This window comes from Komagataeibacter intermedius TF2, assembly GCF_000964425.1.
Taxonomy (GTDB): Bacteria; Pseudomonadota; Alphaproteobacteria; order Acetobacterales; family Acetobacteraceae; genus Komagataeibacter; species Komagataeibacter intermedius.
The window spans coordinates 1-225 of record NZ_BANF01000748.1 but is presented as its reverse complement, the minus strand read 5'-3'; the positions used below and the strand labels follow the sequence as shown (position 1 = coordinate 225).

The window sequence follows — 225 nt, the reverse complement described above, 5'->3', positions numbered from 1 at the left end:
ATCTTCCAGCAGTTCGCCGGCATGTCGCCGTTCCGTTCCCCAGACTGACGTAGCCTCGGCCTTGCCCATGAACGCCCGTTTCTCCACGGTCCAGCAGGCGACCGCGGGTGCGTGATAGATGACCGTTTCGACCCCGAGCACCTCGGCGGTAAAGGCGATGATGTCGCTGACCGGCAACCACGGAGCGCCAAGGCGCGCGGTGATCTCCGACGGACGCAGATCGGC

1 protein-coding gene is annotated in these 225 nt (G+C 65.3%); it reads right to left on the bottom strand.

The window, feature by feature from the left end; translation table 11 throughout:
- Window positions 1–225 (bottom strand): hypothetical protein (locus B7449_RS19165; RefSeq protein ID WP_048884112.1); only part of this gene is annotated, 225 nt, incomplete at both ends.